We start from the raw sequence: 24,348 nt of genomic DNA on the forward strand, positions 1-24,348 counted from the left end.
GTAAAGCAGCCCCCATCTGCCGTCACTTCTATGGTGATCAGATGGGGGAGTGGAATCTGTTCGTTATTTACGAATCGGGAACAAGGTCAGTTTCTTCGTCACCGTTTTACCCGTTTCACTCGTTATAACTACATCGATGATATAGTTTTTGCCAAGGTCAGCCTCTCCAATTCGGAAGACGAGAGGAAATTCTTTTATTTCATTAGCGGCCAGATCTGCCTCGGAAGGTGTAGTGCTTTGCCAGGTTTGTGGAAGCCCTTTATACGAGATCGTGTAGTGAACCGGATTGTTTTTCAGATTTTCAACGGATAAATCGAAGCTGTAAATCAGTTGCTTTTCAGAAGGAACGCCGTTTACCTTTTTTGTCAGACTTGTGTAAAAACCGGCGCTGGTGGTAGCAAAGTATATCGTGCATGAGATCAAGGCTGTCATGATCACCAGTAAAACAAGTCCGACCCCAGAGAACATGGTTTTGGAGAGGCTTCTCTTCTGATTACCATTGGAGAGGATCATCTGCAACATGCCATAAGGGCAGGCGTTCTGACAAAATTTATAGCGCAAGCGATTAATCATAATGAAGAAAAATACCAAAAGTACAATAAAGGCGATCCCCGTGATATTCAGGAAGTTACCTGAAATAATCGTGTGCCAAATATCAAGCGGGTTAATAAAATAAGCTAAAAGACAAAACGTAATGATAGGCGCGAAAATAATCGATAAGAGCAAATCAATCACATTGCGGACCGTTGGATTACTGAGAATATTCCATTTGGTTACCCGAATCAAATATCCAACGAAGGTATTGTGTGGACATAACCAGCCACAGAATTGGCGTCCAAACCACTGTGAAATGGAAACGAAGGTAAATACAAGGGTCAAAATAGCGAGGAGGAGAGTAAATCCTTCATTAAAAGAAAACTTCTCCGTCAGTAAGAAAAAATGCTGATTCACTAAATCAATTCGAAACAGGTTCAACAACGGAACTAGAAAAAAAAGTACCAGAGCTATTACCTGCGTCAATGAACGAATGAAAGCGCTATCCATGCACATTCTCCTTTATCACTCAAAATCTTTCGTTGTAGATTCATGAGTTTTCTAACAGTTAATTATTTACTGTTTTATTCTCGCATACTCTCCTAGGTATTTGGTGTGACATAATTGACAGAAGATTGAACATTAGTTGAACATAGGAAAATGGTCTAAGTGACAAGAGTGGAGTGATATGATAAAATGGATAGATAATTCAAAAACTTCTGATAATAGGAGGGAGCCTATGGACCGTTACGATTTTTTGTATAATGAGACAGAGTCAGCCCAAGTTAATTTCTTCGGTTTCATTTCTGACAAATCCCGTTTTGACTTCGGGATTGTCCATACTCATCGTTTTTTCGGTAAGGCATTAGTCATTTGTATGCAAACAGGCCAATCCGCCCTTCTAAGTTCCGAAGACGCGATCAATCCAGATTATCTTCAACAAAAATTCCGTTTGAGCTGTCCGATTGATGCCAAGGAACTTTCAGAGTTTTTCCAAGATCACTTGCCACCCATGCCATTTGAAGAAAATCAATATTAATCAATCCAAACGAGTGAGCAGGAGAACTTCTTCTGCTCTTTTCTTATTTTTGCCGGCATTCCACGGGGATCACTTTCTATTGGGCAACGGCTAGGTATATGATGGAAGTATCAGATGAAACAGGAGGAACAATGAATGGAATTATTTTATCGTGACTGGATAACCGACGAGGCCAAAGGCACTATCCTGCTCATTCATGGGACTTCGGAACACTCCGGTCGATATGAGCATGTAGCTGAATTCCTTGTTTTGCATGGATATAATGTTGTAACGGGAGACCTCCCTGGATGGGGACGCTCCCCGGGATTAAAAGGACATATCGAGTCATTTAAACAATACTTGGACGCTGTGGCAACATGGCTGCACATGGCGCAAGCCAAATTGCCAAGATCGCTGCCGTTTTTTGTGATGGGACATAGCTTAGGCGGATTGGTTGCAACTCGTTTTATCCAGGAATACGCTCACCCTGAACAAATCAGTGGATGTATCCTGACGTCACCTTGTCTGAAATTAAAAATGGATGTGCCGGCGTGGAAGGCATCACTCGCGGGCCTGTTGGATAAAGTGTGGCCGACTTTGCGAATGGGAAATGAAATTGCTCCGAATCACGTGACCCGTGATCCAAAAATGCAAGTGCAATACAATATCGATCCGCTCAATTTCAAAAAAGTGAGCGTGCGTTGGTTTAATGAACTTCAGCGTGAAATGAAGAATGCCAATGAGCGGGTGAAGCGGATGAATTTACCGCTGCTCGTTTTACAGGCGGGGAGTGACTGCTTGATCGACCCAGTTGGAATTGAGAAGTTTGTGGGGCAAGTTCCGCATGAAGATCGAACATTTACCGCATTTCCTGGCTTGTACCACGAGGTATTGAACGAGCCGGAGAGAGATCAGGTACTGCAATGTTTGATAGAATGGCTCGATTCGCAAGTACAGATGAATCAGAAAACCGAAATTAGTTAAATGTGACATACTAATTAGTGAATAAAAACCCTATTGACGTAATTGGTATAACATATTAAGATGAATGTAGTTAAAAAAACACATGAATTTTGGTTGAAGCCGTTAATTATGATATGTTAAAACCAACTTTGCGGAGGGATCTTGAATGGGTACAATCGTATGTCAAAGCTGTGGAACTATTATCGATCATTTTGATTCCAACCAGGCAAAAACCTTATACGGTGTTTGCGAATGTGCGTGTGAAGAACACATCAACGAGCACGAATAATCAAATGTCTAATTTGTAAGCGTTTCCTATAAACGCTAACGATAAGAATGAGTCTTGATGGATTCTCGAATGAAGGATTCGTCAAGGCTTTATTTTTTTTTTGTTTACTTCCCTTACCCTATCCTTAATAATGTAAAGAGATGACAGATCCTGTTAAGAAAGGGAGAGGGGATATAGATGAGGAAGAAACGTACCGGCGGTTTCCTTGCCGCAGCTCTACTGGCAACTTCGCTTTTGAGTGCGCCAGCCGTACAGGCAAGCGGGATTGGAACCGAAGTGAAAATTGGCGGAGATGCTCTTGAACCCGATATTTCCGTAGGCATGGACTTAAGCAAAGACTACGCTGTCTGGGTGGAAAAGGATGATTCGAAGAAAGCGGTTGTTATTTTTAATAGAGATAACAGCAAGGAAGAAAAGGTTGCCGATGATAGTCGCACCAAAAGCTTCCTGAAAGTAGCGGATCACTATGCGGCTTGGATAGAAGAATCGAGCAATCGAAAAGATATCTACTTATATGATATTTCCCTACATAAAACCACCAAGATTACGGATGGAACAGAGGTTCCTACCGAAATGGACTTTGACGGATCAACGATTGTATGGACGGATAAACGCAACGGAAAATCCAACATCTATGCGTACAAAATTAAAGATGGATCGGACGAACAAATCACAACCTCCAACAAAGCGAGCGCTCCAACTGTAAGTAAAGGCTATGTGGCTTGGCAAGATCAACGGAATGGAAATTCAGACATCTATTATTACGATTTGACCAAGAACACAGAGAAACAGGCTACGAGCAATTCGTACAATCAAGAGAACCCGTCCATTGACTCCGGTGTGATTGTCTATGAGGATAGCCGCAAAGGAATTAAGAACATCTATTCCTACGACATTTCTGATCGAAACGAAACGGCAATTACGAATCAAAGCGACGATTCCCGAAATCCTGTAATCTATGACAATTACGTCGTTTTTGCGCAAAAAGGGGAGCTTAAATACGTTAATCTAAAAAACCAGAAATCCCAAACCTTCACGGATAATTTCTATACACGCAGTATCCCGGCGATTTACGATAATGACGTGTTGTATGTGACCAGAGAAGACGGGAAGTACAAACTGAACCTCTACGATTTGAAAAAAGAAGAAAGCGCACAATTTGGCAGTCATAACGGAGACCCGGCTCAACCCGATGCGAGTGATAAATATGTGGTTTTCGTCAATCAAGGAAAACATGATGAAATCGTGCTTTACGATGTTGCTACTGCCAATATGAAGGTGATTTCAGGAGCGAAGCAAGCTCCATCTCATCCTGTCGTAAGCAACAGCTATGCCGTATGGTATGACGATGATACAAGAGCGCTTTTCGCCTACGATATTAAAAAGCAAAGCATGAAGCAAGTTACCAAAACCAAAGAGGAGCCATCAGAGAACCTCTTTGATATCGATGGAAACAATCTTTTCTGGATTGATGAAAGCGGACGAGACATTTCGCTTAACCTTACGAACCTTTCGACTGGAAAAACTTCAGAGATAGAAACCACCGGTGCTGACATCAAATCGGTAGACATTAAGGGAAATCATCTCTTATGGGTAACACAAAAGGGTAAGAAAAACATGATGTATTATGTTGATCTTTCCAATAAAGAAGGCTCCTTCGAGGTAAGACATGACGCGGTTGAGGTTGGAGATGCCCATTTGGCTGACGACTTTATTGTCTGGTCAGAGAAAAATAATGACTGGGATATTTTTTATTATGAGTTCAGTAGTGAGCACATCTATTCGTTGCTCCGAAATCCTAAAAAAGACCAAGTACGCCCACAAGCCTCTCACAATTTCATCATGTTTGAAACGAATGAGTATAGCCGAGACAACAAATTTGAGCATCAGTTTTATGATTTAGACGATCTGGAATACTCTGACATCAATTTCTCCGATGAGGCTGATCCGTCCGAGATTCGTCTTGGTGGAGATCGAATTGTCTGGATCGATAAGCGTGATGATAAACCGGAGCTGTATACCATGCAATTTGCCGAGCCTAAGGATGATGACGGTGGTACAGATCCTGGTACAGATCCTGGTAATCAGCCTGGCAAATACACCATGGATGAGTTGGTAAAAAAAGATGAGCTCGTTGACATCTTGCTGAAAAACGATCCGAAAAAAGTGGTGTTTATCTTCAATGAAGGCACTTCCAAAGAAATCAAATACACGTTTGACGAATTGGCAAAAGAAAACAGTGATAAGATCGTTCAATTGTTTTTGACAGTACCATTCGACAAAATTATGATCGAGGTTCTCCCATAGTAAACAAAACAATTTGATTGATGCAAAAAGCCATTAGGTTTACACCTAATGGCTTTTTGCTGCTTCCAGCTATAAGGGGAAGCGGTTAATCTATTTATCCGGAGATCGCTGTTTGGCGTTTCAATACCTTAATGGTTTGTATACTTTCATCTTCTGGACCCTGAACAGGAAGCCCGGCATGAATGTTCTCCAGAATATAGGCGATATTTTCTTCTGTAATGATCTCTCCTGGGAGGAAAATTGGAATTCCAGGCGGATAAACCATGATGAATTCAGCGATAATCCGACCAGCGGATTCTTTCAACGGGATAATCTCGGTCTCCGAATAGAAAGCATCGCGTGGTGATAAAGAGAGAACAGGAATTTTTGGAAGCGTTACAGTGGGTTTCTCCACGGCTTCCATATGAGAGAACTCCACCGCAAGATCACGCAAACCGTTGATCAAGGATTGAATGGTCTCCTCAGTGTCTCCAGCTGTAATGAAACAAAGAATGTTATACAGGTCGCTCATTTCCACTTCAATGTTGTGTTTTTCGCGTAGCCAGTTCTCAGCTTCCCAGCCAGTGATTCCTAAATCTTTGACATGAATGAGAAGCTTCGTTTTGTCCATGGCGAACGTTGCTGGCTTCCCGAGAATTTCTTCGCCTACACAGTAGAGACGAGGAATCAGATTGATCTGTTTACGTGCTTGTTCGGCTAGCTCAATGGCGCGCTCTAATAACATGTGACCGTTCAACGCCAGGTGTTGTCGGGCCATATCCAGTGAAGCAAGCAGGATATAAGAAGTGGAAGTGGTTGTTAACATGCTTAAAACCGTTTTTACGCGATTAACATCAACGAGTCCTTCACGAACATTCAGAATCGAGCTTTGCGTGAGGGAACCTCCAAGTTTATGCACACTGGTTGCGGCACAATCCGCTCCAGCCTGCATAGCCGAGATCGGCATATCCTCGTGGAAGCGAATATGCACACCGTGTGCTTCATCAACTAGCACGGGTACCTGGTAGTTATGGGCAAGGCGAACAATCTCTCGCAAGTCTCCGGCAAAACCGAAGTAGGTCGGATTAATCACCAAAAGCGCTGCCGCGTCCGGATGTGCATCCAGAGCTTTTTGTACCGCTTTGGTCGTAATGCCGTGAGAGATTCCCAATCGTTCATCCATAGCCGGGTGAATAAAGACTGGAATAGCGCCTGAGAAGATAATGGCGGACATGATCGATTTGTGCACGTTTCGGGGTACGATAATCTTATCGCCCGGGTTACATGTTGCCATGATCATCGCCATGATTGCGCCGCTGGTTCCTTGTACCGTAAAGAATGTATGGTCAGCGCCGAATGCTTCCGCTGCTAATTCTTGAGCTTCTTTAATCATCGCTTTGGGATGGTGCAAGTCATCCAATGGAGCGATATTAATCAAGTCGATAGACAGGGCATTATCCCCGATAAATTCACGAAAAGTAGGATTCATTCCCGACCCTTTTTTATGTCCTGGAATATGAAATTGGATCGGATCTTTTTTGGCATGTTCAATCAGTCCGGTGAACAGTGGGGTCTTTGCTTGGCTCAATTCAATATCGCCTCACTTTTTTCAAATTTAATGTATCTTAAAGCCGCTTCAACGTGAGTGTTCGACGACAGCATTGGAATGGCTAAGGTCTTATAAAGGTTAGTGAATAAACAAACAAAATTGAGTATAGCAAAAAGAGGGGGGAAAGCAAGAAGTTTTTTGAAGCAACTGCTAGGAAAAGCTTAGCAGGGCAGGAGTTTTTCTTCTTGTCGAGAAATTTATTAAAGAATCGACGCAATTTTAAGGAAATGAATCATTTGGTTTATATACATAAGGAGGGTTCGTTCAAATGAAAACGAGAGTGACTGAGCTGTTGTCCATCCGTTATCCGGTTGTACAAGGAGGGCTGGCTTATTTGGCCTATGCGGAATTGGCTGCAGCGGTTTCCAATGCGGGAGGATTAGGTCAGATTACGGCCATGTCACTGCCTTCCGCTGAAGCACTGCGAGAAGAAATTCGCAAGGTGCGGACGCTGACGGATCAACCATTCGGTGTTAATTTTGCCATTGGTCAGCATAATCGGGCTTACGAGCATATGCTGGAGGTCGCGATTGAAGAAGGCGTGAAGGTTGTATCGATTACAGGAGGCAACCCTGAACCGTTGATCCGCCGACTTGACGGGCACGATGTGAAGAAGCTGGTGCTGGTCGCCGCCGTACGTCAGGCGCAAAAGGCAGAAGCGATTGGAGCAGACGCTGTCATGGCGGTTGGACAGGAAGGCGGCGGACACCTTGGACGAGATGATATCGGTACGATGGTGCTTATCCCGCGCGTTGTTGATGCTGTGAAGATCCCCGTTCTTGCCAGTGGTGGAATTGGAGACGGTCGAGGCATTATGGCGGCACTGGCTTTGGGGGCGGAAGGAGTGGAGATGGGTACGCGATTTATCGCGACTCAAGAGTGTGTTCATGCCCATCCGGCGTATAAAGAAGCCTTGTTGAAGGGAACAGAACACGACACCTCCGTAATTAAACGCACACTGGGCGCACCTGCGCGCGTGGTACGGACCAAGGGTTCAGAGGCCATTCTCGAAATGGAGCACAAGGGGTTCGGCTATGAGCAATTGAAGGAGCACATCAGCGGCGCGAACAATCGGGCGTTCATCTATGAAGGTAATGATGAGAGGGGCTTTGGTTGGGCTGGTCAAGTGATCGGACTCATCCAGGATGTGCCAACCGTACAGGAATTGTTTGACCGTATGTTTACCCAAGCGGAGCAAATCAGCAATCGTCTTCAGCGAGCAATTTTTTCAAAAGAATAAGTCCATCTGATTTCCCAGGACACCTCAAAATAGAAAGAACAGGTTCGCAGCTGGATGAAAGCGGACCTGTTCTTCTGCATATATATTAACTTACATCCGCACCCGCATCCCTTACAGGCGAACTGCCGGTCTGCTAAGCTTGTACAACTGAGTCAATATTTCGAAAGTATCTTCCATTCGAGCAAGCAATCCAGGGCCATCCCTGAGGATCGGATCGTGACGATCAATCGTAATCCCGCAAAGCAGCTCCGCTTTTTTTATGGTTTCCAATCGATGAATCAGTTGATGTACACCGTCCTTACCTAATTCACGCTGCGTCGTGCTTTTTGGCGAAGTGTGATCAGGGGACCAACGAAACTCATCTGGAACCAATTGTAAGATTTGCTCCAAATGATTCGTCATGGATTGTGCGATTTCTTGTTTAAACGGAGACTCATAGATAACGGCATACCAGATAAACAAATGTGTCTCCCACAGACCAATTTGAAAGTGAGGATGTTTCTTATATCCGCGTTTATCTGCGGCCCATGCGATCCACGTATCTTGGGGAGGATTGACTGTCCGTCTGGCGTGCTTGGCAATATGAGGGGCCATTTCATTGCCGCAAGTAACAGACAAAAGCGGGGTGAACTTCTCGGCAAGGAGCTCAAATTTAGGACGGATGGTTGTCTTAATCGCATCCATTCGCGCATCAAGACCATCAACGGTAAATACATCAAAGTCTTCTGAATGAAATCCTGTAAAAGTAATCATTGCGATATGTACTCCTTTCCTGCTGCTTGAGGCTTATTTATCCTTTAGTAAAAAAGGGCGCGATTTTAAGTCAAATCTTAACAAGGCTCCCCATATGATAACATAACCTCAACGAAAAGAAGAGCAAATGCAGAATAGGTACAAGAAAGAAAAAGGAGTTGGGGAATAGCAAAAAGAGATTCTGAATAATATGATATACCAACCGCTCCAATCAACCTACAACATGATTAGTCAGAGTATTCTGTGAAATGCAGGACATGGTGAAAACGGTCAATGAAACCACTTCGTCGTAAGAAAAAATCCGATGCGGCGAGGGGATCAGAATAGTTGAGATCAAAGGAGCTGAGAACAAGATGATTTACGAAAAAGCATGCAGTGTGACCATGGATCAGGTAATTGCCGCGTTGAAACGTCGTGACGCTGAGGAGAGAATTCCTGTACTTCGATTAGAATTGGACTATGAACTTTCTACCTTATATGATGCGATGCAAATGAACGACACCGATCAAATGAACAAATCGCGGGAATTGTTGCGAAAGTTGAGAAGGGAAATGCTGTTGCTCGAGGCTTGATCCAATCTCGAAGATTCCCACAATGACGGATAGGTAGGTTGATCATGCAGCCAATCGAATGTAATTCAGAATAGGAAGCGGTTTCTTCAAATGTTGAAGATACCGCTTCTTTGCGTTATTCCAGATTAAAGGGGAGAACCGATCACTGTGGCTGATTCATGTATGAGTGAAAGCTGCTGGTTTAAAACATAGTCCACAATCAGTCCCTGAGCCTTGGGATGAATCTCTACGAATTCAAAATGATAGCGTGACCAGTCAGGAGTGATGGTTTTTTCAACGACTTTGGCATAAGCCAATAATGTGGATGTATGAGGAAGCGCAAATGTCAGTTCATAAAGTGGAGTATTGGGTAGGGACTTTACATATTGGACCAGCATACCGCCACCGCCTATATTTACAATTGTGGCGTCATGCATCGTAGGATCATCGATGGAACGGATTTGAACAGGAAGCGATGCTTGTAAGGAGATCCGCGCAAATTTACGTTTTTGCTTTTGTTGGTTTTGGGCAATACGAAGTTGTTCAGCCACACAGTAGGCGATGATTTGTTGTTGTTGTGACGTGTCAATTTCTAGGAATCGAACAGAAGGAATCGATAGGTCGTCCACAAACGCTTTGCGAACAACTTGTCCAACGGCATGAATCTTTTCATCTGAATCAGGTAGTTGAAATGAGAATGTAAGGATCGAGTCTTTATGGATGAATTCTTGGGTCATAAACCGAAGGCCGCTTCCGCTGATATCCTTGATGATTCCTTGACCCGCTGGATAGTCGTCAGGATACAAAGGACTAAAAACAATGGGTACTTGCTCATCGGGTTCAATTCGAATAAAGTTGCGCTGTTGCTTGTGGGTCATCTGAAACGGAGGCTGTAAAGTCAAACAAAGACCGCCTGTTGGGGAGAGTGTTGCCTGTAAGTGATCGGCTACAAGGGTGTAGATCCCCGAGTTGTCGATGTAGCGAAACTCGGCTTGAAGAATGTGCTCAGTGGGAATAACGGTTTGCCAGGAGGATAACACTACAATCGAGTTCGGGCTGATGTGGCCGATAGAGGCAGCGGCAGTCATTTGCTGGTCATTTTGGAATCGAAGTGTCAACCAGCCTTTTTGTTCTACAGGAATCAGTTGAAGATACAGAAGTGAAGCATCCGTCATGGACATCCCTTCTTTCAAAGGATATTTGTGCGTTTTTTGCCAGTTCTGCTCTACAATAGATAGTATTCCTTTAGTATAGAACATTTTGAACAAGCCGGGTATTGAAGGTTTTTTGACTAATGAAAATAACTTCCGTTTGAACAATGCGAAAGTCAGGAGTAAAATAGGGAACGACTTGACAGTTTGAGAAGGGAAGACTAGGAAAATCATGCAAGCATTTTTACTCTTGTTTTCACAGCCAATCGTACCAATAATAATTGCGGCGATCTGCCTGGTGTTGTTCATGATTGTGCTCGTACAAGGCATTCAAATTAGTAAACTGAAAAAGCGGATGAAACGGTTCTTCACAGGAAGTGACGGACGTAACATTGAAGAGCAGTTGGGGAAACTGTTTGATCATATTGAAGATTGCAGAAACAAGCAGGATGATCAGCAATTCACAATCAATCGCTTGTCACAGCGAATCGCTCAATCCGCGGGTAATTTAGCGATTATTCGCTACAATGCGTTTGGAGAGGTAGGGAGTGATTTAAGCTTCTCTTTGGCGTTAGTGGACGAATATCAGAACGGAGTCGTTATTACGAGCATCTACGGAAGAGAAGAATCCAGAACATACGCGAAGCCAATTGAAGGCGGAAAGTCCGTTTATAACCTGTCTGAGGAAGAACTGGCTGTGTTGAAAAAAGCGAGTCTAATGGGAAAAGCCCAAGGAAAATAAGAGGATAGGCTCAATTTCAGAGGAATCTGGAGATAAATTGATCAAGAGTAAGCCAACTATCGAAAATCCGATTACTCGGTGAAAAACCATGATTTTTCCGAGATTCTCCCGTTTATACGGGAGGATTTTTTATTACAATTCATGTATAATAAAAAAGTAAATTCGTTTTACTATTTCAAAAGTAGGTGATCCGCCTTCATTACCCCATACGAGTTTCGACTCACTGGGCAAGGCCAGGTTCTGCAACGTTCATTTGTCGATACTTAGCTTCTCTCTCCAGAAGCGCAGACGCTAATCAGCAGGCTGCACCGAGTCATTCGGACTTGGAAAACTGGGAGAATCGAGGAGATACTTATGGCACAGCGTTTAACCACTAATTACGCGAACGCCTATTTTACGATGAATGAACGCGAATTGAATGATTTCGTTCAACTGTTTCTTGACGAACATGTTACCATTCAGGTGAAGATTTGTGATAATGGCGACCGTGATATTGTGATTGCGGATCGACATGGAAAAATTCAATTGCCATTCCGTCATAGCGAAGGGCGATTCATTTGCGACAGTTCTTATGTCATTGAAGATTTGTCTCTGGCAAATACGATGCGTAAAGCGATGAAGGCATTTAAAGGCCACGGAATTGTTCATCGTGTATACGAAAACTTTACCATGGTTTACCACTATGATGAAGGTGCCGTTACTCGAATTGAGGAAGTTACGGACGAAGCTGGTCTACCAGTCTTTGAAGCGAACCAGGAAGTTCTGCATGCAGCCAGAGAATTGGAGAAAGTTTTTTGCAAGACTGACACCGAACAGGAAATCGTCTTGATCCGTCAAGAAGTTGACCGATTACTTGACCTGCGTAATTGGACCCAAAAAGTCGTTCCAGAACGAATTTCTTATATTGATCAGAAGTTGTCTCAATATTCGCATCGACTGTTTGTATTAGAGGCATAAAGTAGAATAAACAGTGAAAATGGGTGCTTAAGCGCCCATTTTTCATTTCCAGCAAGATTTTTTTAAAAAAGGTATTGTCATTTCGCCCGAAGCATGATAATTTTATTTTCGTTGGAAAACAGGATTAGGAACCAGGATTCACTTTAAAGGGTGGATAAGTACGGGAGAAACCGCCCCCGTTAGTGAATGACGCAGGTCCTAGCGATGTTTCAAGATTACACTTGCTAGGAAGGGGGAACCGAAAGATGGAATACTCGACTTTCGGAAGACATGTTGCCGTTGATACTTGGGGTGTTCAATTCGACCTTTTAAACAACGCAGATTTTTTAAAGCAACAAATGATTGAGGCAGCAGAAGCCTGCGGAGCTACCGTATTAAGCGTTCAATCGAAGCAATTTTCTCCACAAGGAGCCACCGTTTTGGTGCTTCTCTCGGAAAGCCATTTGTCCATTCACACCTATCCTGAGCGCGGTTTTGCAGCGCTGGATTGCTACACATGTGGTGAAACGGTTGATCCTCAAATCGCAATTGACTACATGGTCTCTGTTTTGAAACCAACACAAGTTCATGCGAAGAAATTGGTTCGCGGTATCGGGGAGCTTCAAGTAATGGATCCAGAAGTTAAAGTTCCTGTTACAGTAAAGAAGTAATTACCGCGTCGTCAGAATAAAATGCAAAAGGGTGCTCATGTAGCACCCTTTTTTTATTTTTATCTGAATGGGGCTGTGACCGTACGCCCCAAATCTCGGACCAAGGCGCCGAAATCCCTGGTCGCGTTGGCCATGTTAGGGCCTACAGTTGTGGGGCCAGTTACCATTGAATGTCCGTATCCCTTGACGCCCTGGGCTAGTGTACGAATGCGTGTAACCATTGTCGCGTCAGAGGTAATGCGGATGTTGTAGTTTGGAGCTATGGAATGAACGGCCGAATAGACTTGTTTCTCAATCACGCGCTTTTGGGTAACGGTTTGATTGGTCGCATGAGTATTGATCCCGACAACGATATCATGGCCAGAAACAACTGCCGTAGCCCCCTGTACTCCAGGTACCTGATCTGCCACTTTGGTGACACGGTCAGCCAATTTTTGATCAAATGCCGTTTGGGAGTTCTGTGCATTTGGTGTTGTAGCGGTTCCGGTTGTTCCTGCAGTACCGGTAGTTCCGGCTGTTCCAGTTCTTCCAGGTGTAGCTGTAGTACCTGGATGACCTGGATATCCAGACTGATGAGTAGAAGACCATCCAACATTTCCGGCAGGATGCACAGCATTGTAATTTTGAACTTGGGTCGTTTGTGGTGTCGTGCGTGGAGGAGCAGCTTTATACGAACCACAAGCGGTTAGGGACGAGGCAATGATCAAACAAGACACAGGATAGATCCACTGCTTCATTTTCATTTTCCCACCTCCACCTTTATTTTGCGTAAAGACGGAGTTAATACTCAGGAATGTAACGCCAGCAATTGTGTGAGAGGCTAGTCGACATTTTCTCTGAGAACACTTCCCTTTACAAAATTTACATTGATACGTTGTGAAACTTACATCAAACTGTTAAGATGGAGTGTATGTGTTAGACATGAGGGAGGAAATTATGAAACGCCTTGACATTCGCAACATCGCAATTATCGCACACGTTGACCACGGGAAAACGACTTTGGTAGATAAATTGCTGATTCAATCGGGTACATTCCGCAGTAATCAACAGGTTGAAGAACGAATGATGGATTCCAACGATCTGGAGCGTGAACGTGGAATCACCATTTTGGCAAAAACGACTTCTGTAAAATATCAAGACTATACGATAAATATTTTGGATACACCTGGACACGCTGACTTCGGTGGAGAAGTTGAGCGGATCATGAGCATGGTGGACGGAGTATTGTTGATTGTAGACGCGTTTGAAGGCTGTATGCCACAAACTCGCTTCGTGCTTCGCAAAGCACTGGAAGCAAAAGTTACTCCGATTGTTGTATTGAACAAAATTGACCGTGAGAACGCTCGTCCACAAGAAGTGATTAACGAGATTTACGATTTGTTCATTGATTTGGATGCGACAGAAGATCAATTGGACTTCCCAATCGTATATGCCTCTGGTCTTCAAGGAATCGCCGGATATGAACCAGACAAATTAGAGGGCGATTTAAAGCCATTGTTTGATTCGATTATCGAGCACATGCCTGCACCTGAAGCAGACGAGAACGCTCCGTTGCAATTGCAAGTAACCATGCTTGATTATAACGACTTCCTTGGTCGTATCGGGATTGGCCGTATTTATCATGGAACCGTGAATGTTAACGACTCCGTGTTGGTCATGAAGCGTGATGGATCTTCCAAACGCATGCGCATCCAAAAGCTGTTCGGCTTCTCTGGTTTGCAACGTGTGGAACAGAAAACGGCCAAAGCAGGCGATATCGTAGCCGTTGCTGGTTTGGAGGATATTAACGTAGGGGAAACCGTTTGTGATCCAGAAAATCCAAATCCACTTCCACTGTTGAATATCGATGAACCAACCCTGCAAATGACTTTCGTGGTAAACAACAGCCCATTTGCAGGACGTGAAGGTAAACACGTTACCTCCCGCAAATTGCGTGATCGACTTATGGATGAGTTGGAAACGGACGTCTCTCTTCGTGTGGATGAATCCGATTCTGCCGATGCCTTTATCGTATCGGGTCGTGGGGAATTGCATCTATCGATCTTGGTCGAGAATATGCGCCGTGAAGGATATGAATTGGCTGTCTCCAAACCAGAGGTCATCATTCGAGAAATCGATGGCATGAAAATGGAGCCAGCTGAGCGATTAATTGTTGACGTACCGGAAGAGTATACCGGACCTGTTATGGAAACATTGGGGATGCGCAAAGCCGAAATGGTTAACATGGTGAATAATGGATTTGGTCAAGTTCGCTTGGAGTTCATTATCCCATCCCGCGGATTGATTGGTTACCGTACAGAGTTCTTAACCATCACACGTGGATACGGAATTCTTAATCACTCTTTTGACAGTTATCGTCCATTGATTCAGTCAGAGGTAGGCGGACGCCATGCGGGTGTGCTGATTTCCAGTGAAACAGGAACAGCTTCAGCCTATGGTTTAATGTCCGTAGAAGATCGCGGAATTATGTTCATCGAACCAGGTACAGAAGTGTACGAAGGAATGATCGTCGGTGAGCACAGCCGTGATAATGACTTGACTGTAAACATCTGTAAAGAAAAGCAAAAGACCAACGTTCGTTCCGCAACCAAGGATGAGACAGTAAAATTGAAGTCCGCTCGTCTGCTTACTTTGGAAGAAGCGCTTGAATATCTCAACGATGACGAGCTTTGTGAAGTTACGCCACTTTCGGTTCGCTTGCGTAAAAAGTACTTGAATAAAACGGATCGTGAGCGTGCATCCAGATCATCAAAACGTTGGGATGCCCAACCACTAGCTTAAGTCCAAGTAACATCTGAATAACCTGCAATGCATCTCTCATTGGAGATGCTTACTGAAGCCGTTTTGGATGCCACGTGTATCCAAAGCGGTTTTCATTTTTGACAGGCCGTATGGCAACTGATAAAGTAATCTTGTTAGAAGCGTAACGTTAGAGGTGAAACTGTGAAAATCGGATGTCATATTAGTGTGGCCAAAGGCCTTGAACAAGCAACCAAAGTCGCAATTGAAATGGGCGCTCAATCTTTTCAGGTGTTCACCAAGAATCCCCGCGGCTTAAAGCCGAAGAAGGTTGATTACAAGGACGCGGAAAAAGGCGTCGCCTTGATGAAGAAGCATGATATTACCTTAGTTTGTCATACGCCATACATAACCAATTTGTCTACACCGAAAGAGGATTTGCAAGAAGCAACCATTCGTTCCATTCTTGAAGATTTACATATCGCGGAAGCGTATGGAGCCGTTGGTGCGGTTGTTCACTGCGGGAAGCATGTAGGAGAAGGCGAAGAGTACGGCACCAAACGAATGGTTGAGACGCTTGATCTCATCCTTGAGCAGTACAACGGACCTGTAAAGCTGTTGCTGGAGAATACAGCGGGACAAGGCTCTGAGCTTGGGCTTACAGTCGAGAACCTGATGAACATTCGAGGTGCGACGAAGTACCCAGAAAAAATAGGCTTTTGCTTTGATACCTGCCACTCTTTTGCGGCGGGACAATGGAACCTGGAGTCCTTCGACAAGCTGGTAGAAGAAATGGAGAAAACCGGCTATCTGGAAAATCTGGTCGCGATTCATTTTAATGACAGTAAAGCGCCGTTCGCAAGCCTTAAGGACCGCCATGAAAAAATCGGCAAAGGGGAAATCGGTAGTGAGGCCCTCGCCAAATTCTTGACTAGCGAGAAGTTTGAACATCTTCCGATCGTACTCGAAACGCCAGCAGAGGATGAACGCGAGTATGCGGATGAAATGGTGTACCTACAACAACTAAGAGAAGCGGGAGCCAAGTAGAAATAGTCAGACGGGGGAGAAACGGATGGAATGGTTTGATCTGGTTTCCACTTATGAACCAACCAATAATCCACTCAGCACCTATGATCAATTGCGCCTTTGGTTTGATCATATGCGGACGTATGTTATCTTTATTTACCTGATTCTCTTGTACTACACAGGGTTTGCTCCCAAGGGACGGATGCCGATCCTCAAAACGCTTCTGTTAATCGTGGTGCTATTCATGGGAGCGATGCTGTTCAGTGTTTTGGATATTATGAATTTACCTGTGAGAAGTGCGCTGTTTGTCGCGCTGATCATTATGGCATTAGCACGTTTACGTCGAAAAGATTTACGAGAGGAAGCCTAGGGGGCACGTATGAAACTGGAAGATGCACTGTTTAACTGGCTGCAAATTAAAGTCGTTTCAGAAGCCAGATTGAATGACCGTTCAGCGAAGGATACATTGAACTTTTTTACTGATATTATTTCGGAAGACCATCAGGTAAGCGAGATGGAGTACACCAAGGACGCGACCATGTATACGCTGCGCTATACGGTGGGTGGAACACGCAAGCTGCAAATGTACCCAATCGAACTGGTGGAGCAGCTGCTCAATGCGATTGAAAACGAACCCAAGTTTAATGTTGAAGAGGAAGCGTAAAAAAGCTGGGGACCTGTGGGTCCCCAGCTTTTTTGGTGCAACTACGGCTCTGCTTTCGCCAAAGGCTTAGGCAATCGCCTAGTTTTCTAATACCAATGAAAGCAACTAATCTCTGACGGCATCGATTGCTCCTAATACGATGTGTGCAAGTCCAAACCCGGCAATTCCCCAAGCGTAAGGATTGTCCGCGCGAAAACGATTGTGGTTTGACCTGAGTAACCCAAGCCCAGTTGCAGTCACTGCGGAACCAAGCACAATAGGAACGATTCCTTTTCTCATGACTTGTCACCTCCACCTGTAGTTTGTCCGATGAACGATACCGAAGTCAGGTTTTTTCTGGTCTTCTAAAGGCTTAAGGTGTTATCCTGTACGATATTTAATTGCTTTTGCTCATACATACTGCGGCCTTTGCCATAGAAGATCAGACTGATCATCGATAAAGCGGCGAAGAACAGAAACATCGCGGGTCCGCCATAGCTGGTCAAAATCATTCCACCCACCCAAGGTCCCAAAAAGCTCCCGAACTCATTGAACCCTTGCGCCCCGTAATACGTTCCGCGCATGCCGTGAGGGGTAATTTGATCCAATTGCGCATATTCCGAAGGCACCACGATGATCTCCCCAAAGGTATACACAAGCATGGCGACGATAAAGCCTGCCCATCCCGCTGACAAAGCAAAGCCAATATTTCCTGCCGCAAATAGCATACAACCAATGATCATCCGTTGGAATAAAGTAAATCGCTCCGAGAAGCGAGTCAGCGGAATCTGCATCAGCAGCACGGTGAATCCGTTTAGACTCATCAAAACGCCAAACAATTGGATACCTTTCTCGAGATTTGCTTCCAGATATTGCGATAGCGTAACGGACATTTGGCCATGTACGGTAGTCAACAAGATTCCACCGACCAGGAAGAGAAAGAGAATTCGGTCATTTCGGATGACATTGAACGCAGACGCAATCGTCATGCGATCCTCTGATGGCTGATTTTGTTCTGACAAGATTACCTTCTTGAAGGAAAGCGCTAATACCGCCAGATAGACCAGGTAAACACAAGCTGTAAGGAAGAAGGCCAAGGTACTTGCTCCTATTCCTAGCAAAGCGCCTAGCATCGGACCAATCGAAAATCCCAGATTGATGGCAAAATAGCGGTTGGCAAACATGCGGAAACGCATATTTTCGGGAGTCAGGTCTCCCATGAGCGCTTTGGAGATCGTAGAGAAAAACGCGCCGGATATTCCTCTCATAATACTTAACCCCATCAAAAGCAAAGGATTCGCAGTATAAACAAATCCGACGAAAGAGAGGGCAAGTAAACCTAATGACATGAGCATCAACCGCTGTCTTCCCATTAAGTCAGACAATACCCCACCGATGAAACCGCCAAAAGTGGCTGCTAACGGGCCAGCCCCAAGAATGAGACCGATCATTGGCGGATCAAGATGAACCGTTTGATGCAAGTAAATCGCCAGAAACGGCATGCTCATGGAACTGGTCAAAAAGGTGAAGACAGTGCCGACCATCAAGATATGTACGATCGGATGATAGCTGTGAATGTAGCGCTGAAGTCTATTCATGCTCGGCCTCCTTATGAAGCAGTAGCTCTTTTAGTTTCTGATGAAACCCATCAATGAAGGGTTCTCTTAAGGAATAGTAGGATGGAGTTGTGTGATCAAGAAAATGAATGCGAACCATCCCGGCCCGACGAAGTGTCGTCATATGATGGTGAACGGTACTCTTCGCTAATTTCACATGCTGTTGAATTTCGGTCAGTGTGCATGCTTGTTTGGACAGATACAGAAGAATGCGCAGTCTCTTCTCATCCGCCAGCGCTTGGGCTAGTTGGAGAAATTCTTCGGTAGCTGTTTCCTCAGTTAATTTCATTGGCCAAGCTCCATACAGACAGGTCGCTTTCTTGCGGAAAAAGTCAAGAATGGTAGAAGGAGCACAATGATACTGGGGAACGAGTATCACTTCCTCTAATTGTTCGGTTGGTTCGATGCGAATCCCGTTGGTTGCTTGATCAATCAACTCAATTGGCTGAAGTTTAGTGGACAGGGCAGTCAAGTGATTCGCCTGATCACTTAAATAGGTAAGGATGCTCGGTTCCAAGCGTCTGAAGTAATGTTCGTTCCACTTGGTAAGTAAATAGGTGCTTCTGTCTCGAAGCTCACCCAAATTGAGCGGGATGCTGCTTACCCATGGTGCCAAGCGCTCGTACAGTTCCCCTGCGGGTAATTTCTCAAACCAGTCAAGGAATTGTTCTGCAGTAGTCTTTTGGGGGCATTGGGAAATTAACAGAACGACCCGATGAAGCACTTCCCACCGTTCATCCGCCAGCTCTTCGGCAAATGATTGAGGAAGGCTTTGTTTGGTTTCGTGATACCAATCAGTTCCGAGCTGAATGTTTTTGAGATTGGAATGATAAATGTACGTATAAAAGCTGGTGACTAATTCATATGCGGGAGAAAATTCAATAGAAACAGAATACGTTTTATCCATTCGATCACCATCGAATCGTAATTATTTGTTGATTTGATTCTAATGGGAATGGTCGTAATTGTCAAAACAAAAAAACTTCTTGTTCCCCTTGCAACCTTTTGCGAGAATGCACCGTCTGGAAAATTGACCGCAATACGAAAGGGGAAAAACACAGATGAAAAAATACTTAACAAAACCGGTTATTGCTGCTCTGACTGTTGCCGCGCTTGCGGGTGGTCTGACACCAGTGTGGGCGAGCTCTTTGACAACGTCAGGCACTACGAATACAGATAGTAAGGTTGTCATGAATGGAAGCAATCAAGAGGTTACCCGCTATCGCTTGAAGGATCTTGTAGAAAACGATCTATCAACCTTGAATCTTCTTATGAAAACGGAGTCAGATCATCTCTATGTAGTAGTCGATGAGATTAACCTAAACGAGAAGATGAGCACATTCATTGAAGAAAATGCGGATGAGTGGAAGAAAATTTACAAGGACCATTATGCGGATATTTATCTCGAGGTTCGCTACGATGATCAAGCGGGTATCGTTTCATTGAAGCAAGAAACCAAGAACGACCTCCTGTACATCACAGGAAAAGTCTCTGCCGATGTAGATAAAGTTGTTCTCAATACTCCGAATAATGGCAAGATTGAAGTAATGAGTTTCGTTGACCATACCTTTACCGTAACGATTCCAGCCGTAATCAGCTCCACACCACAATACGTAACGGTCAATGCGTATAATGGTGACAAATTGTTGGAGACGAAAAAGCTTCGAGTGAATCCAGGAACCGTGGAAGAACAAGATGCGATTGTGCATACACAAGCAAGCTATAATGCTGACCAGAAACAAGTAAAGGTTCTTGGAGTCGTTAAATCTTCTACGGACGAGGTTTATGTGACGTATGAGGGTGTGAAGAAAAAAGCGACACTCAAATCCGTGTGGGATGGAACCGAGGCGTTCTCTGTTGAATTTAACAAGGAGAAGCCAACTTCCAAAGAAGCGTTGGTTGAAGCTTACAATAACGGGGTAAAAGTGGATTCAGAAAAAGTGGAAGTAACCAACATCAAATCTCCTGTGGTTAATCCAGGTACTTTCACCATTAAAGGAACAGCAACTATTAGTCCTAAAGACAAAAATGTGACCGTAAAAGGAACCATTGAGTCCACAACAAACTTTGACGCTGCCAAATACAAAATCTATGCAATCGCTCCAGATGGCGTGAAGTACGAAATCAAACTTAAAGATGGCAAAGCATTCGAAGCCAGTCTGCCATTTAAAAACCGTTCCTTTAGCTCCAAAGGTGTAACCATTCAGGTTTTCGACGGAGATAAATTGGTAACCCAAACGTTGATTGCTCACGGTGTACCGGTTAATGTCAAACCTCCACAAAAGGCTCCAAACATTCACCCAGTCAAACTGGATGAGAAAAAAATGAAACAGAAGGATAAAAAGAAAGGCGATCAGGACGACGAGGATGACGATGATCAAGGCGATGAACACGGTGAAGGGCATGGAAACGGACACGGACATGGGCATGGAAAAAAACATTAACGGATAATGAAAAAACCTCCTTCTTCCAAACGAGTGGTGACGACCCTTCTCACTTTGGAAGAAGGAGGTTTTTCTAATTAATAATGGCTTCTGGAATAGTATCCGTTGACATAGTTAATGATTTCGCGTATGTAATCTCCAATAATCGGAATGGAGACGAACTGGCCAATAAACGATCCAAGGATAGCCAAGACGATTGCGGTTCCGATTGTCAGTCCAAGCCCGCGAGCGAGACCAGCGAAAAAATTGTTGAAAAGCAGCCGTCGGGGTTTGGTGTAATTCAATAGGATATCGGCAATCTCCGTTTTTTTTAAGAACAGAGACAAGCGGTCCATGCGATTCGTCAGCTTCTCGATCTCTTCCAGTCGATCCAGTAATTCATCCAGTTTGGCATTTAATTCTTCCGTAGGTACGGGTGGACGTGTCATGGCATACCTCCTACGAACTAGTTTATCCCAGTTTACGGAACATCACGGTGAGGTTCAAGTGATTGCGCAGAGATTTGTAAACATGATATTCTTACCACAAAAGCAAAAGAAGGGGGAACCAAAAAATGGCTGAAACCGTTTCAAATTCACTTTCGGATGAGTTATATCAGTTAGTACAAAAAGAACGTTTTGTTTTACTGGGAACAATTGATCATGAGACACAGGCACCATCGATAAGCGCGATCTCGTGGGTGTTTGCTCCTGATCCAGGGACGATTCGCTTTGCTGTCGATAAACACTCGCGAATCGTCGCCAACATCCAAAACAATTCGAAGGTCGTACTTAATCTCATCGGAGCAGATTCCACCTACTCCATAAACGGAACTGCCAGGATAGCCAGTGAGCGGATGGAAGATGTTCCGTTGAAATTAGCCATGATTGAGATTGCGATTGAGTCAGTACGAGACGTTATGTTTTATGGTTCCCGAATCTCGGTTGAGCCACAATATGAAAAAACCTATGACAAGAACGCCGCGGCCAAACTAGACCAACAAGTCATGTCCGCTTTACGGAAATAACCTGTATGCAGATTATAAAAAGGCTGCCTTCCCGAGTTAGATATCGGGGAAGGCAGCCTTTTTTATTTTGAATCGGTGTACAGCTTACGCTTGCAGTACAGGAGTTGGTTTCGTGGTTGTATCGGACATGAATTGGCTCAAGCGTTCATTGTAGCCGTTCACCCAAAGTGATTCAATCAGGTTCATTTGTTCTTGGGTAAGTGGCGCTACTTCGGAAGCCATTGCAAATTCTTTGAGATTTTCTTCACTCGTGAAGTTAGGCAGAACAGTCACGATCGATGGATGGAAAAGCGAGAATTGGATTGCCAATTGACCAATTGTGCGGTCCGTTTCATTAAACAAGCCGTTCTCTTTCATTTCCTTCACAACATCGACACCTGCTTGCATCCAGTGAGCTGGACGGTGATTGCGGTGATCGCTCTTATCAAAATGCTTGGCAGGATCGTAAGTGCCATCCAGGAGACCGGACGCGTGCGGAACACGAACGATCAGCGCGCGTTTTTCTTCTTCTGCGACAGGGATCACTTCACGTGCTGGGTCTTGTTCTACGATGTTGTTGATAATTTGGATAGCGGCGTATCCTGGGCGTTTCAAAGCGGCAACCGATTCCTTTTTCCAGCCGATATCTGGACCCATGGCTGCGCCGTATTCACGAATTTTACCTTCTTCTTTGAGGCGTTCCAAAGTTTCGTGCACTTCATCGTTAAGCACCGTTTCCATACGTGGGTTATGGAGCTGGAAGAAGTCAATGTAGTCCGTTCCGAGACGCTTCAAGCTTTGTTCGCAAGCGTAACGAATATGTTCCTTGGACCAGTTTTGTGGAAGCTCTGAATGGCCTTGGCGCTCACCTGGAAGATTGTAGATATCATAACCGAATTTGGTCGCAATGATCACTTTGTCACGGATGTCTTTGAATGTATCGGCAAGAATTGTTTCTCCAAGTCCATTGCCGTAGACGTCAGCTGTATCGAAGAAGTTGATGCCATAATCTTCGTAAGCGGAACGGAGCAGTTTTTTTCCGAAATCTACATCTTTAACGCCCCACCATTTGGTGGCAACGGACCAAACGCCAAAGCCAACCTCGGAAACAGAAAGATTAGTTCCTGGTAATGTTCTATATTTCATTATGTACAAACGCTCCTTACAATTTGTATTTTGTCTACAGGTATTTTACCACGTTTATCATTTGGTTTACATTGCAAAAACCTGTGACAAATCTTACATCTTTGTGAAAAATAGGGGATTTGTTACTCACAAAAAAAGCCCAACCAGCGTAAGCAGGCAGGCTTATAGGGGGTGGCATTACTTTTGTGTTGGAACCTTCTGAGTGCCTTGTGGAGTGGTTCCTTGTTGAGAGGTACCTGTTTTGGCGCCCTGTTGAGTGGTTCCATTTGGATTGGGATTCGTTTGATTGGTTTTTTTCATCTGATTTTCTACGGTATTAGGCTGCTCGCGTTTTTTTACGTTTTGAGGCAGTTGAGGCATGAGTCGGCCGACAATATCGCCAAGTTCCTCCATAATACCCGTAACCGGTCGGCCTTGTCTGATATCGGCGCCCATTTCACGCAGGCGTTGCACAATCGCTGGATCCGCTGTAACGATAGCATTCGCACCCTGAGGATCTTCTTTTAACGCTTCGGCGACAGAGTATTTGACCACGCCAACCTCGGATCGCTCCAGTGTGGGTTTGATGTTGATTCCGACAACAGCGTAGCGACCTAGTACGACAGCAGTCGCACCGTTTACGTTTTTTACTCTGGAGGCCAATTCTGCTAAACGCTGCGCTTTGGCTTGTGATGATTGATTATATGGTGGAGTTGGCGCAGTTTGTTGTACACGCTGAGTCTCAGCAGGTCGTTGGTTCGGATTGGGTGCCGCCTGGTTGGCTGGGGGAGTATTGGCTCTATTGCAGGCCGCAAGTAGTAGGATCATCGATGTAATCATAAGTAATCGTTTCAAAGCATATCATCCTCTCATGTTATCAATCATTCGCGAGTGGCTCTTTTTATTTTGAGCACAATGATACGCTTTCATTCTCAAGCCTTCGTCTATCTGGACTGACGCGTACATACACTTTATTACATTCGCCTAGTGTTAGTCAGACCAACATTTCATCATTTGCATAATCTAT

Annotated in this window: 25 protein-coding genes and 1 pseudogene; 15 read left to right on the top strand and 11 right to left on the bottom strand. The window is 44.4% G+C overall.

Going from position 1 to position 24,348, the window contains the following annotated elements:
* Positions 1 to 63 precede the first annotated feature (63 nt).
* Complete coding sequence (locus ACQCN2_RS08280; protein WP_426928417.1) at positions 64 to 1,044, bottom strand: 4Fe-4S binding protein; 981 nt, start codon at positions 1,042 to 1,044, stop codon at positions 64 to 66.
* Positions 1,045 to 1,273: 229 nt separating this feature from the next.
* Between ACQCN2_RS08280 and ACQCN2_RS08285 the strand changes: the two genes are divergently transcribed.
* The 4 genes from ACQCN2_RS08285 (at position 1,274) to ACQCN2_RS08300 (ending at position 5,111) form a co-directional block, all read left to right on the top strand.
* Positions 1,274 to 1,573 (top strand): DUF3055 domain-containing protein, encoded by a 300-nt coding sequence (locus ACQCN2_RS08285; RefSeq protein WP_426928418.1) that lies wholly within the window; start codon positions 1,274 to 1,276, stop codon positions 1,571 to 1,573.
* Positions 1,574 to 1,708: 135 nt separating this feature from the next.
* On the top strand, positions 1,709 to 2,536 hold the full coding sequence (locus ACQCN2_RS08290; RefSeq protein ID WP_426928419.1) for an alpha/beta hydrolase: 828 nt from the start codon (positions 1,709 to 1,711) through the stop codon (positions 2,534 to 2,536).
* Positions 2,537 to 2,681: 145 nt separating this feature from the next.
* A complete protein-coding gene (locus ACQCN2_RS08295) occupies positions 2,682 to 2,804 on the top strand; it encodes a GapA-binding peptide SR1P (RefSeq protein ID WP_426928420.1) in 123 nt (40 codons plus the stop codon).
* A gap of 177 nt (positions 2,805 to 2,981) precedes the next feature.
* Positions 2,982 to 5,111: a TolB family protein gene (locus ACQCN2_RS08300; RefSeq protein WP_426928421.1), complete on the top strand. Its 2,130-nt coding sequence runs from the start codon at positions 2,982 to 2,984 to the stop codon at positions 5,109 to 5,111.
* 94 nt (positions 5,112 to 5,205) lie between these two features.
* On the opposite strand, the gene ACQCN2_RS08305 is transcribed toward ACQCN2_RS08300, so the two are convergent.
* On the bottom strand, positions 5,206 to 6,678 hold the full coding sequence (locus ACQCN2_RS08305; RefSeq protein WP_426928422.1) for an aminotransferase class I/II-fold pyridoxal phosphate-dependent enzyme: 1,473 nt from the start codon (positions 6,676 to 6,678) through the stop codon (positions 5,206 to 5,208).
* 289 nt (positions 6,679 to 6,967) lie between these two features.
* Here ACQCN2_RS08305 and ACQCN2_RS08310 point away from each other — a divergent pair, with 289 nt between their 5' ends.
* Positions 6,968 to 7,939: an NAD(P)H-dependent flavin oxidoreductase gene (locus ACQCN2_RS08310; RefSeq protein WP_426928423.1), complete on the top strand. Its 972-nt coding sequence runs from the start codon at positions 6,968 to 6,970 to the stop codon at positions 7,937 to 7,939.
* 111 nt (positions 7,940 to 8,050) lie between these two features.
* Here the strand turns inward: ACQCN2_RS08310 and ACQCN2_RS08315 are convergent, their stop codons facing one another.
* The gene (locus ACQCN2_RS08315; protein ID WP_426928424.1) at positions 8,051 to 8,692 is read right to left on the bottom strand and encodes a YktB family protein; all 642 of its coding nucleotides are present in this window, start codon (positions 8,690 to 8,692) and stop codon (positions 8,051 to 8,053) included.
* A gap of 293 nt (positions 8,693 to 8,985) precedes the next feature.
* Here ACQCN2_RS08315 and ACQCN2_RS08320 point away from each other — a divergent pair.
* Positions 8,986 to 9,264: pseudogene (locus ACQCN2_RS08320) on the top strand (hypothetical protein); the annotation flags it as partial.
* 125 nt (positions 9,265 to 9,389) lie between these two features.
* Here the strand turns inward: ACQCN2_RS08320 and ACQCN2_RS08325 are convergent.
* Positions 9,390 to 10,418 carry a PilZ domain-containing protein gene (locus tag ACQCN2_RS08325; RefSeq protein WP_426928425.1) on the bottom strand — a complete coding sequence of 343 codons (1,029 nt, stop codon included), beginning with the start codon at positions 10,416 to 10,418 and terminating at the stop codon, positions 9,390 to 9,392.
* A 208-nt stretch (positions 10,419 to 10,626) separates the two neighbouring features.
* On the opposite strand from ACQCN2_RS08325, the gene ACQCN2_RS08330 reads away from it, so the two are divergent.
* From ACQCN2_RS08330 to speD, 3 genes are all read left to right on the top strand, one after another.
* Positions 10,627 to 11,136, top strand: a complete 510-nt coding sequence (locus tag ACQCN2_RS08330) for a DUF4446 family protein (RefSeq protein WP_426928426.1) — start codon at positions 10,627 to 10,629, stop codon at positions 11,134 to 11,136.
* Between the two features lie 354 nt (positions 11,137 to 11,490).
* Positions 11,491 to 12,093 (top strand): hypothetical protein, encoded by a 603-nt coding sequence (locus ACQCN2_RS08335; protein ID WP_426928427.1) that lies wholly within the window; start codon positions 11,491 to 11,493, stop codon positions 12,091 to 12,093.
* A gap of 245 nt (positions 12,094 to 12,338) precedes the next feature.
* Positions 12,339 to 12,743, top strand: coding sequence for an adenosylmethionine decarboxylase (gene speD / locus ACQCN2_RS08340; protein ID WP_426928428.1), 405 nt, complete (start codon positions 12,339 to 12,341; stop codon positions 12,741 to 12,743).
* Between the two features lie 59 nt (positions 12,744 to 12,802).
* Here the strand turns inward: speD and ACQCN2_RS08345 are convergent, their stop codons facing one another.
* Complete coding sequence (locus ACQCN2_RS08345) at positions 12,803 to 13,486, bottom strand: YhcN/YlaJ family sporulation lipoprotein (protein WP_426928429.1); 684 nt, start codon at positions 13,484 to 13,486, stop codon at positions 12,803 to 12,805.
* 193 nt (positions 13,487 to 13,679) lie between these two features.
* Between ACQCN2_RS08345 and typA the strand changes: the two genes are divergently transcribed.
* From typA to ACQCN2_RS08365, 4 genes are all read left to right on the top strand, one after another.
* Positions 13,680 to 15,524 (top strand): translational GTPase TypA, encoded by a 1,845-nt coding sequence (gene typA / locus ACQCN2_RS08350; protein WP_426928430.1) that lies wholly within the window; start codon positions 13,680 to 13,682, stop codon positions 15,522 to 15,524.
* A gap of 162 nt (positions 15,525 to 15,686) precedes the next feature.
* Complete coding sequence (locus ACQCN2_RS08355; protein WP_426928431.1) at positions 15,687 to 16,529, top strand: deoxyribonuclease IV; 843 nt, start codon at positions 15,687 to 15,689, stop codon at positions 16,527 to 16,529.
* 25 nt (positions 16,530 to 16,554) lie between these two features.
* Positions 16,555 to 16,878 (top strand): YlaH-like family protein, encoded by a 324-nt coding sequence (locus ACQCN2_RS08360; protein ID WP_426928432.1) that lies wholly within the window; start codon positions 16,555 to 16,557, stop codon positions 16,876 to 16,878.
* 9 nt (positions 16,879 to 16,887) lie between these two features.
* On the top strand, positions 16,888 to 17,172 hold the full coding sequence (locus ACQCN2_RS08365; protein ID WP_426928433.1) for a hypothetical protein: 285 nt from the start codon (positions 16,888 to 16,890) through the stop codon (positions 17,170 to 17,172).
* 105 nt (positions 17,173 to 17,277) lie between these two features.
* On the opposite strand, the gene ACQCN2_RS08370 is transcribed toward ACQCN2_RS08365, so the two are convergent.
* The 3 genes from ACQCN2_RS08370 to ACQCN2_RS08380 all read right to left on the bottom strand — a co-directional run bounded on the left by ACQCN2_RS08370 (position 17,278) and on the right by ACQCN2_RS08380 (position 19,674).
* Positions 17,278 to 17,451 carry a hypothetical protein gene (locus ACQCN2_RS08370; protein WP_426928434.1) on the bottom strand — a complete coding sequence of 58 codons (174 nt, stop codon included), beginning with the start codon at positions 17,449 to 17,451 and terminating at the stop codon, positions 17,278 to 17,280.
* 65 nt (positions 17,452 to 17,516) lie between these two features.
* Positions 17,517 to 18,749, bottom strand: a complete 1,233-nt coding sequence (locus ACQCN2_RS08375; protein ID WP_426928435.1) for an MDR family MFS transporter — start codon at positions 18,747 to 18,749, stop codon at positions 17,517 to 17,519.
* On the bottom strand, positions 18,742 to 19,674 hold the full coding sequence (locus tag ACQCN2_RS08380; protein WP_426928436.1) for an ArsR/SmtB family transcription factor: 933 nt from the start codon (positions 19,672 to 19,674) through the stop codon (positions 18,742 to 18,744). The genes ACQCN2_RS08375 and ACQCN2_RS08380 overlap by 8 nt, the downstream gene beginning before the upstream one ends.
* A gap of 154 nt (positions 19,675 to 19,828) precedes the next feature.
* Between ACQCN2_RS08380 and ACQCN2_RS08385 the strand changes: the two genes are divergently transcribed.
* Complete coding sequence (locus tag ACQCN2_RS08385; protein WP_426928437.1) at positions 19,829 to 21,211, top strand: hypothetical protein; 1,383 nt, start codon at positions 19,829 to 19,831, stop codon at positions 21,209 to 21,211.
* 77 nt (positions 21,212 to 21,288) lie between these two features.
* Here ACQCN2_RS08385 and ACQCN2_RS08390 read toward each other — a convergent pair whose 3' ends face one another.
* Positions 21,289 to 21,639: a DUF5665 domain-containing protein gene (locus tag ACQCN2_RS08390; protein ID WP_426928438.1), complete on the bottom strand. Its 351-nt coding sequence runs from the start codon at positions 21,637 to 21,639 to the stop codon at positions 21,289 to 21,291.
* 125 nt (positions 21,640 to 21,764) lie between these two features.
* Between ACQCN2_RS08390 and ACQCN2_RS08395 the strand changes: the two genes are divergently transcribed.
* A complete protein-coding gene (locus ACQCN2_RS08395; protein WP_426928439.1) occupies positions 21,765 to 22,217 on the top strand; it encodes a pyridoxamine 5'-phosphate oxidase family protein in 453 nt (150 codons plus the stop codon).
* Positions 22,218 to 22,301: 84 nt separating this feature from the next.
* On the opposite strand, the gene ACQCN2_RS08400 is transcribed toward ACQCN2_RS08395, so the two are convergent.
* Both ACQCN2_RS08400 and ACQCN2_RS08405 read right to left on the bottom strand, forming a co-directional pair.
* Positions 22,302 to 23,342, bottom strand: a complete 1,041-nt coding sequence (locus ACQCN2_RS08400) for an aldo/keto reductase (RefSeq protein WP_426928440.1) — start codon at positions 23,340 to 23,342, stop codon at positions 22,302 to 22,304.
* Between the two features lie 177 nt (positions 23,343 to 23,519).
* Positions 23,520 to 24,176 (bottom strand): YhcN/YlaJ family sporulation lipoprotein, encoded by a 657-nt coding sequence (locus tag ACQCN2_RS08405; protein ID WP_426928441.1) that lies wholly within the window; start codon positions 24,174 to 24,176, stop codon positions 23,520 to 23,522.
* Between the last annotated feature and the right edge of the window lie 172 nt (positions 24,177 to 24,348).

Source organism: Brevibacillus ginsengisoli (assembly GCF_050113715.1).
Lineage (GTDB): Bacteria > Bacillota > Bacilli > Brevibacillales > Brevibacillaceae > Brevibacillus_H > Brevibacillus_H ginsengisoli.